This is a genomic window from Mesorhizobium sp. M7A.F.Ca.AU.002.02.1.1 (assembly GCF_003998535.1).
Classification (GTDB): domain Bacteria; phylum Pseudomonadota; class Alphaproteobacteria; order Rhizobiales; family Rhizobiaceae; genus Mesorhizobium; species Mesorhizobium ciceri.
In genome coordinates this window covers 1-9,872 of sequence record NZ_RZPB01000157.1, presented here as the reverse complement: position 1 = coordinate 9,872, position 9,872 = coordinate 1, and the positions used below count along the sequence as shown (strand labels likewise).

Below are 9,872 nucleotides of genomic sequence, written 5' to 3'. Positions count from 1 at the left end.
CGATCGACACGATCGAACGGATCGGTCTTGCCGCCCGCGCCATTGCCCGTCGGCGGGCGGAGAGAGCGCTGATCGAAGAAATTTCGGTCGATACACTTCAATCATTGGATAGGCTGTTGGAGGTTGAGCCGGCCATTGGCCAAACGCGCTTTCATTGGCTGCGATCAGCGCCGGATGCGCCAGGTGCTTCAAACTTGGTCGGGCTGACCGAACGGATCGCCTTCCTGCGCAAGCTAGAAATCGATCCGAAATTGCAGATGCGTATATCATCTGGACGGTGGGATCAGATGATCCGTGAGGGCAACGCCACACCGGCATGGCTGGCCAACGACTTCAATGCCAGCCGTCGACACGCGCTGATCGTGGCGCAGATTATCAAGCTCGGCCAGAAGCTCACTGACGATGCAGTGTCGATGTTCATCAAGTTGATAGGCCGGCTGTTCTCGCAAGCCAATAACCGCAAGAAGCAGCGGCACATGGACTGCAGGCCGGATACGGCCAAAGCGCTACGCATGTTCCTGGACACGATCACAGCCCTGCAGTCCGCGAACGATTATGGCCGCAACGCATTGGAGGTTCTCGATCAAGAAGTTGGATGGCACCGGTTGCTTCGGATGTAGCCTGAGCTTGAGTCGATGGTCGAGGACAACGAGGCGTCGCCTTTGACCTTGGCGGCCGAGCAATATGCGACCGTCAACAAGTACGCCGGTGCGTTCCTGCAGGCGTTCACATTCCGCTCAGCGCGCCGCCATGACCCCCTTCTTGCGGCGATTTCGCTGCTGAAACGGCTCTATGCCGAGAAGCGGCGGAGCCTTCCGGATCGCGTCCCGGTCACCCACCTCAGCCAAGCTGATCGACGGCTAATCCTCGGGCAGGAGAAGCCCGATCGCCGTCTCTATGAGATTGCTACGCTCGCCGCTTTGCGAGACCGCCTTAGATCCGCGGACATTTGGGTCGACGGCAGCCGATCTTTCCGACCGATCGACGAGCACCTGATGCCGCTGCCAACGTTCACAATCCTGAAAGATGAAGGTCGCCTCGGACTTGGTGTCCAAGAGGACGGTGCGGCGTGGCTTACCGAAGCGCGGCAGATGCTCGACTTCAACCTGAAGCGCCTGGCGCACAGGGCACGATCCGGGAAGCTCGACGGTGTTCGTCTCGAAGGTGGAACGCTTATCGTCACGCCGGCAGCTGGCGAAGTTCCCGCAGCAGCCGAGGACCTAAATGCCGAGATCAGCGAGCTCTATCCGTTGGTCGAGGTGCCAGATCTCTTGAGGGAGGTGCATGAATGGACCGGCTTTGCGGATTGCTTCACCCATGTTCGCACGGGTGACACTCCGAGGAATGTCTCGGCCATGCTGGCTGGCGTACTGGCCGATGCAACCAACCTTGGTCCGAAACGGATGGCCAGCGCGTCCAAAGGCATCAGCGCTCACCAGATCAGTTGGATGCGCACCTTCCATGCGCGGTCAGAAACCTACCGTGCGGCCCAGGCCTGCGTGACGGACGCACACACCCGCCATCCGCATTCTCGTCTTTGGGGCAATGGCACGACGTCATCATCTGATGGCCAATTCTTCCGAGCAAGCGACCGAGCCGCAAAGCGCGGAGATATCAATCTGCATTACGGCAGTGAGCCCGGATCGAAGTTCTACAGCCATCTGTCAGACCAGTACGGCTACTTCAGCATCTTGCCCATCAGCCCGACCGAAAGCGAGGCTGCCTTTGTGCTCGACGGACTATTCGATCAGGACACGATCCTCGACATCCAGGAACACTTTACCGATACAGGCGGCGCGAGCGATCACGTCTTTGGGCTATTCGCTCTGATCGGAAAGCGGTTCGCACCGCGACTGCGCAATCTCAAAGATCGGAAGTTCCACACGTTCGAGAAAGGCGATGCATACCCGGCGCTGTCGAACCACATCGGAGCGCCAATCAACACCACCCTGATCCTCGATCACTGGGACGATCTGCTTCATCTGGCGGCATCGATAACCACCCGTGCCGTCGTGCCCTCGACGATCTTGAAGAAGCTCTCGGCATCACCGAAGGAAAGCCAACTGGCCAAGGCTCTTCGGGAACTCGGCCGCATCGAGCGGTCGCTTTTCATGATTGAATGGTACTCGAGCTCGACACTGCGCCGGCGCTGCCAAGCCGGCCTCAACAAGGGGGAGGCAGCGCACAAACTCAAACGCGCAGTCTTCTTTCATGAGCGTGGCGAGCTCCGCGACCGGTCGTTCGAAAGTCAGGCATTCCGCGCATCGGGCCTCAATCTTGTCGTCAGCGCGATCGTCCACTGGAACACGGTCTATCTCGACCGCGCGGTCACAGAGCTCAAACGAGCGGGAAGGAACATCTCAGATACGCTATTGAAGCATATCTCGCCGCTGAGTTGGGAGCACATCAACCTGACAGGTATCTACACTTGGGACAGCGAGCAACATCTCCCGGAAGGCTTCAGGTCGCTTCGCCTCCCGGCAGGGCTACGCCGTGCCGCATAACGTTCCTGCTCCGTTCGACCTTAGCGTACGATTTCGCACTGCTCTTGTTCCGACCCCAGGTAAACGGCTTCGACGCCGGGCCGATTGAAGCGCCCGCCATCGATCGCCGCGCCCCCACCACTGGTGGGCAGGCCCATTTGGGTGTCAGATAGCGATGGAAGATCTCGTCCGGCCCGACGCGGGTGACCTTCACCCGCGCGCCCCGTTCTCGAGATCCCGGATGAAGGCCAGCACTGCTTCGACCTGGCCGCCCGCGACGAGTTCGGCCGCCGTGCGATGGCCATAGTCGGCGATCGGCTCATTGCGATACCAGTAGATCGCCTTGTCGACGTCGCCGGTGAGTTCCGTTGCGGCCGAAATCACCTTCACCATCTCGCGCATCCGACCCTGCAGTCGCTCCGACGACGGGTTACGGAGCGTGTTGCGGTGGACGCCGGTCAACTGCGCCAAGTTGGCCACCTTCACGCCCAGCGCCTGCGACAGGCGCTTCGGCGAGATATAAGGCGTGCGCGGCTCCTGCAGGCTGTCGACAAAACCTGAGACCACTTTCGATTGTGCGAGCTGTGCGTGGGTCATGACAAATCTCCGACCTCTCTCTTACGCACAATATATGCACATTCCTAGGCATAGCAAGTGAACAGAGCCCGACGCCATTTCCAGCGCACTGCTTGTGCTTCCCCATCCTCGTAGCGGATGATAGCTAGCTGTGAGCTAGCGGCAGCAATGCGCCTCATTACCGCCGTACAAGCCAACATCGATATAGACCGAAAGCGGACGTGGGAAATCAGCAGCTCTCAAGGCGCACCGGCGCGCTGCTTGATGGTCGATTCGAGCCCGGCGTCATCCTTTTGAAAGCGGCAAGGTTGGAAGCCCAAGCTCGCGCAAGAATGTGTTGTGCTTCGCTGTCGCTGCGCGAAACTGCTTCTCGATGTCGACCAAGTCTTCATTGGCGGCTATTAGATCGATTTCGAGCTCATCCTCAGCCGTTCTGATGTAGCGGGAAATATTGAGGTTGTGACCCTCGTCGGCGATACGATCGATGCTGACGCGCTTGGAATAGCGGCCCTCCTCCTTACGGAACTTGTAGGTTTCGATGATCTTGCCGATATGGTCCGTTGTCCCGTTCTTGCCATCCCCTAATTTGTTCTGACGCTTGTCCTTCAAAAGTGCTCGGCTGCGTTGATGAAGAGAACATCGTCGGGCTTCTTACACTTCTTCAGAACAAGGATGCAGACCGGATACCCGTCGAATAGAACAGGTTGGCGGGCAGTCCGATGACGGCGTCGATGTGACCGTCCTTCAGCAGCTTGGTTCGAATGCGCTCTTCCGCCCCACCTCTGAACAGCACCCCGTGGGGGAGGATGATGGCCATTACGCCTTCATCCTTCAGGTAGTGGAAACCGTGCAACAGGAAGGCAAAGTCCGCGGCCGACTTGGGCGCCAGCCCATAGTTCTTGAACCGCACATCGTCGCCCATCGCCTCAGTCGGATCCCAGCGCAAACTGAAGGGCGGGTTGGCCACAAATGGCATCGAAGGAAGGCTTCTTTGCAGGATTCAATTCGCGCAGGATGTCCCAGTCATTGGAAAGCGTATCGCCGTGGTAGATCTCGAATTCAGTGTCCTTCACGCCATGCAACAGCATGTTCATGCGCGCGAGGTTGTAGGTGGTGATGTTCTTTTCCTGCCCGTAGATTCTGCCGATGCCGTGCGGCCCCATGCGCTTGCGCACGTTCAGCAGCAGCGAGCCGGAGCCGCACGCGAAGTCGAGGCGCAGATCACCCGGTCTCTCTGGAGCGAATATTCGCCAAACCGGAAGCCGCCGGCAGAGCCAGCTCGTGGTGTTGTTGAAAGGTGCGTAGGCATTGTGCGGACAGAGCTCTGACGGGTGGCGTCAGCTCTGCCTGCCACTATTTTCACCTTGGTCGATAATTAGCACAACAGAATATGTGGCCAGCCGGCAACAAGCCGGCCAGCAATCTATTGCTTACCCACAAACCGACGAACAGTCGTCATATGACGACTGTTCGGTCCACAGCCTTGGCCGCAGTCTCCGCCGCATTCGAGAATTCGACGGGAACTGAGCGTGATGGCAAGAATGATCGGGCACAGGCAGGCTGTTCTTTCGCCTTCGATTCCGGGAATGGCTTCCACGAATTCGGCTTTGCGGTGGAAGCTGCGTTCTCAAGTGAGCCGGCTTGCACTGCGATCCGCTGTTGGCGTTGCCGCAGCTGCGGGCGCGACCCTGCTGGCACCGGGACAGGCCTGGTCGGCTTGCTTCGTTGTTGGCGCCACGATCCAATGCGACAATACCACCACCATCGACACGACGTATCCTGATAACCCGCCCAATGACCGAGCTTACTCTGGTGCCATCGCAACACCGATCATCCTCAACATCGATGCAGGAACGACGGTAAGCGGCAAGGGCCTCGCAGTTTCCAACACTGGCGCCGGTGGTCTCAACGTCACCAACAATGGCACGATCAGCATTGATGCCGGCAACATGCCAACAGCTGGCGGCACCGCGGCGCTCTCGCTCTCGGCAGCCGGCGGCGTGATCACCTACACGGGTGGGAGCATCATCAACAACGGCACCGGCAATGCCTTCGATGCGGCGCAGACGGGAGGTGCCGGTTCGGTCGACATCAACATCGCCGCAGGTGTCTCTGCGGCAACAGGCGAAGGCATCACCGTCCGCGACGTAGCGACCAGCACCGGCGTTTCGGTCAAGACCAACAATGTCAGCGCGCTGGCGTTTGGCAAGGACGCGATCGATGCGCAGAGCCAGTCGCTGACCGGCAACATCGCGGTGACCGCCAATGGCGACCTTCAGGCGGGTAACGCCGGTTTGGTGGCGGTGATCGTTCCAGGTGCGGCAACCGGCAATATCGAGGTGACCACCAATGGGTCGATTGACGCCCGGTTCGGCATCGACGCCGAGAATCTCGGCACGGGCAGGACGACGGTGGTCGCAGGGGGTCCAATTGCCGCGACCACCGGCAACGGCATCTTTGCCGCATCGGTCGGCAGCCATGTAATAGTGGCAGCGCGCGATGTCACCGCCACCGGCAACACGGCGATCGTCGCCTGGCACGCCGGAGCTGGCGCGGGCGCGGTTGACATGAGCGCGAACAATGTCTCCGGCACGACGGGCATCGTGGCCACCAACAATGGCACGGGCACGGTCGGCGTCACTGCCACCGGCACGATCACCGGCACCCTCGCCGAGGGTATTGTGGCGACCGGCAACAATGCAGTGAGCGTAAGCGTCCTCGAGGCAGTGACCGGGGCGACCAACGGCCTGACCCTGATCGGCGGGACCGGCGGCGGCGGCGACATCTCGGTGACCGGCGTCGGCGGCTTCGTCGGCGGGACCGGCGACGCGGCGAACATCCTCAACAACGGCGCCGGCACCCTCACCGTCGACATTGCGGGCGCGAGCAACTCCACCGGCGGCCATGGCATCTACGTTCGCGATACAGCCCTTGGCGGCGACATTGGCGTCACCACAGGTGCCGTGAGCGCGCTGGCCGGAACCGCAATCGACGTGCAGACCCGGTCGGAGACCAGCAATCTCGACGTGACGGCCAACGGCGCAATCGATGGCCGCAGCGGGATTTCCGCGGTAAACTTGGGCGGGGGCACGCTCACGGTGACGGCGGCTGGTCCGGTCACCGCGACTGGCGGCGGCAGTGGCGGCATCTTTGCGCAGGGCAGTGGCGGCAATATCAAGGTGACTGCGGGCGACGTCACCGCCACCGGGTTTGCAGGCATCACCGCCCAAATGGTCTTCGCAGCGACTGCGGCCACGGTCGATGTGACCACAGGCAATGTCTCTGGCACGAGGGGCATCGCCGCGACCACTGGCGGCACGGGCGCGATCACCGTCACCACGGCCGGCATGATCACCGGCACCCTCTCCGAGGGCATTCTGGCGGCCGGCGGCGGCGCAGTGACAGTGAATGCCGCCAACACGGTGACCGGCGCGACCGATGGCCTGGAGCTGATCGCCGGCACCGGCGGCGCTGGCGATATCTTGGTCACCGGCGCCGGCGGTTTCGCCGGCGGCAGCGGCGATGCAGCCAACATCCTCAACAATGGTTCCGGCACGGTCAGCGTCAACATCTCAGGCGCCAGCAGCTCGATGGCAGGCAAAGGCATTGTGGTGCGCGATACCGCCGCAGGCGGCGCCATCACTGTCACCACCGGCGCGGTAACGGCGCTGGCCGGCAGCAAGGACGCCATCGATATCCAGGCGCAGTCGACGACCGGCAATGTCACGGCGCTGGCGAACGGCGACATTAAGTCGGGCAATGCCGGCATCGTCACCGCGATCTTCCCAGCTGCCGCAACTGGCAACATCAACGTGACGGCCAATGGTGCCATCGGCGCACGATTCGGCGTCGACGCGGAGAACTTAGGCTCCGGCTCGACGACGGTGAAGACGGTCGGTCCGGTAACCGCGACGTCGGGCAATGGTGTCTACGCGCGCACCACCGGCGGCAGTGTGTTGGTGAACGCCGGCGCGGTGTCCTCAACGGGCAATACGGCGATCATCGCGCGTCAGACCAACGCGGCGGGCGCCGGCACAGTTGGTGTGACGACCACCGGCGCGGTGTCGGGCCTGACCGGCATCGAAGCGACCAATAGCGGCACCGGCACGGTCACGGTGACTGCCAACAGCGCGGTCACCGGCACTGCCGCCGAAGGCATCAAGGCAACCGGCGCCGGCGTGGTGAACGTCAATGTTGCCGGCACGGCCAGCGGCGTAGCGCGCGGTGTGACGGTGACGGGTTCCAGCGGCACCATCACCAATACGTCGGTTGGTACGATCCGCAACAGCTCCGGGCTGCTGACCGACTCAGCGCTCGTGGCCACCGGCGGGCCGTTCGTCCTTGCCAACGCAGGTTTCATCACCGGTACGGTGACCTTTGGCGCTGCTGCTGACACATTCAACAACAACGGCACTTGGCGCACGGCGGGCGGCACCAGCGATTTCGGCGGCGGCGGCGACACGATGACCAATGGTCCCGGGAGCATCGTCGATGCTGCCGGAGTGGGCGGTATCGCGACAACCAACTTCACCAACCTGGCGATGTTCGTGAATCAAGGCCGCACGACGGTGGTCAACGGCTTCGCCGGCGATGTGCTCAACACGAGCGGCAATGCGCAGTTCGATGGAAGCTCGATCTATGCGGTCGATATCGGGGGCCTCAATCAATCGGACAAGTTTGTCTCGACTGGCACGACGACGCTGGCTGCCGGTTCCACTCTTGAAGTCCATATGGTGGGCAACCTGCAAGTCGGCGCGCAATACAAGGTGCTCACCGCCGACGGCGGCTTGACCGGCGAATTCGGTTCGGTGACCGGCGTCACCAATACCGCATTCCTGTCGGTGACCGACACCTACGACGCCAACAACGCCTATCTCGACGTGGCCAAGGTGCGTGACTTCGCCGATGCCGGGCTGACGCCGAACCAGATCGCCACGGGCGAAGGGCTGGACAGCCTGACTAGCGGGGCTGTGTTCGGCGCCGTCGCCGGGTTGGCCACCGATGCCGAGGCACGCGCTGCCTTCGACCAGCTGTCAGGCGAGATCCATGCCTCGGCTAAGGGCATGCTGGTCGAGGACAGCCGCTTCGTCCGTGATGCGGCGACGTCGCGCATTCGTGCCGCTTTCGGCGATGGCAGCGCTGCTGCCCTGCCGGTGATGGCCTATGGCGAAGGCGGACCGGAAATGGTCGCCGCCGACACCGATCGCTTTGCAGTCTGGGGCCAGGCTTTCGGGTCCTGGGGCAACACCGACAGCGACGGCAACGCCGCCGCTTTCGATCGTTCGACGGGGGGCCTGCTGGCGGGCGCCGACACGCTGGTGGGCGGCTGGCGTGTCGGTCTGCTTGGCGGTTACAGCCATGCGAACTTCGATGCCGATGATCGCAGCTCCAGCGGCGACGCCGACAACTACCATCTCGGTCTCTATGGCGGCACCAACTGGGGCGCCATCGCTTTCCGAACCGGTGCGGCCTACAGCTGGAGCAGCCTGTCGACAAAACGCTCGGTCGCCCTCAACGGATTTGCCGATCAACTTTCGGCCGACTATGACGCCGGCACCGCGCAGATCTTCGGCGAACTTGCCTACAAGGTCGGTAGCAGCGGGCCCGATGCCGAGGGCTTCAAGTTCGAGCCCTTCGTCAATCTCGCCTATGTCAGCGTGCACACCGACGGCTTTACCGAAAAGGGCGGCGCGGCAGCGTTGACCAGCGCGGGTTCCACCACCGACGCCACCTTCACCACGCTCGGCCTGCGCGGCTCGACCGGTTTTGCGCTCGGCAACATCAATGCGACAGCGCGCGGCATGCTCGGCTGGCGGCACGCTTTCGGCGATACCACGCCGCTGTCGACGGTCGCCTTTGCCGGCAGCGATGCCTTCACCATCGCCGGCGTGCCGATCGCCACGGACAGCGCCGTGATCGAGGCCGGCATCGACCTCAAAATGTCGGCAAATGCGACGCTCGCCCTGTCCTATTCCGGACAGTTCGGCGGTGGCGCTGTCGACAATGGCGCTAAGCTCGATCTCGCGGTGAAATTCTGACGGCGAGAGGTGGCGATCATCAGGAAGCGCCGTCACCTTGGTTGCAAGATTAGCCAGAGACTGATGGAGGCAGCATGGTCAAGTTGATGGGCGATTTCCACACGAAGCATGAAAGCGGCTTTACGCCAACAGAGGGGTGTAAACTGCCGTTCGACGCGGACATTCTGGAAGGTGAGGCCAAGGCGCGAAAGCAATTGCTTGGCCATCAGAACGCTTTCCTTCCCAAGCCCAAACGGTCCGCCAAAGACGTCGACCATCTGATCGAACAGATGGTCGCGTTCGACAAGATCCTGTCCGGGCACTATTGGCGAGAATATCGAACGGATCTGATCGCGGGGAACGTGCGTTCGGCGGTTGGCAAAGCAGGATCCATGCTTGATCTGGGCAAGTTGTCGCCACGACCGGCGACCAGCACAGTCATGATACCGCGCCTCAAATTGCCGGACTTCGACCCCGTTCCTTTTGGTCCGGTCGAACGGGGGGAGCGACAGATCATAGACCTGAGCTCGGTGGCTCGAGGAACCTACTTCGACAAGTGGTTCAACTACAATGGGCGCTGGACGCTCACCCAACTCTTCGATCACGCCGTGACTGATCCGGTACCCCTGTCAATGGATTTCGTCAGCGCCAACAATTTGGACCCATACGATGCGGATGGCCTGTGGGCTGCGAGCGAAACCGGCGTCTGGTTCACCTATGTGCCTGATATCGACGGCTACGTAACGCTTTTCTGGCTATCGGACCCACTTACCTATCGCCTGTTCACACAATACTC

General features: G+C 61.7%; 6 protein-coding genes and 1 pseudogene. 3 read left to right on the top strand and 4 right to left on the bottom strand.

What is annotated here, in order from left to right:
- Positions 1–2,504, top strand: a pseudogene (locus EN879_RS12520) (Tn3 family transposase); the annotation flags it as partial.
- Between the two features lie 189 nt (positions 2,505–2,693).
- Here EN879_RS12520 and EN879_RS12510 read toward each other — a convergent pair.
- The 4 genes from EN879_RS12510 to EN879_RS40575 form a co-directional block, all read right to left on the bottom strand.
- The gene (locus EN879_RS12510; RefSeq protein ID WP_013525337.1) at positions 2,694–3,080 is read right to left on the bottom strand and encodes a hypothetical protein; all 387 of its coding nucleotides are present in this window, start codon (positions 3,078–3,080) and stop codon (positions 2,694–2,696) included.
- 264 nt (positions 3,081–3,344) lie between these two features.
- Complete coding sequence (locus EN879_RS40585) at positions 3,345–3,668, bottom strand: N-6 DNA methylase (RefSeq protein ID WP_206516559.1); 324 nt, start codon at positions 3,666–3,668, stop codon at positions 3,345–3,347.
- A 52-nt stretch (positions 3,669–3,720) separates the two neighbouring features.
- The gene (locus EN879_RS40580; protein ID WP_275955649.1) at positions 3,721–3,981 is read right to left on the bottom strand and encodes an N-6 DNA methylase; all 261 of its coding nucleotides are present in this window, start codon (positions 3,979–3,981) and stop codon (positions 3,721–3,723) included.
- 4 nt (positions 3,982–3,985) lie between these two features.
- Positions 3,986–4,234: an N-6 DNA methylase gene (locus EN879_RS40575; protein ID WP_198032133.1), complete on the bottom strand. Its 249-nt coding sequence runs from the start codon at positions 4,232–4,234 to the stop codon at positions 3,986–3,988.
- A 456-nt stretch (positions 4,235–4,690) separates the two neighbouring features.
- On the opposite strand from EN879_RS40575, the gene EN879_RS12500 reads away from it, so the two are divergent.
- Together EN879_RS12500 and EN879_RS12495 are read left to right on the top strand one after the other, a co-directional pair.
- On the top strand, positions 4,691–9,097 hold the full coding sequence (locus tag EN879_RS12500) for an autotransporter domain-containing protein (RefSeq protein WP_245493816.1): 4,407 nt from the start codon (positions 4,691–4,693) through the stop codon (positions 9,095–9,097).
- Between the two features lie 74 nt (positions 9,098–9,171).
- A partial coding sequence (locus EN879_RS12495; RefSeq protein WP_127274070.1) for a hypothetical protein occupies positions 9,172–9,872 on the top strand: 701 nt, incomplete at its 3' end.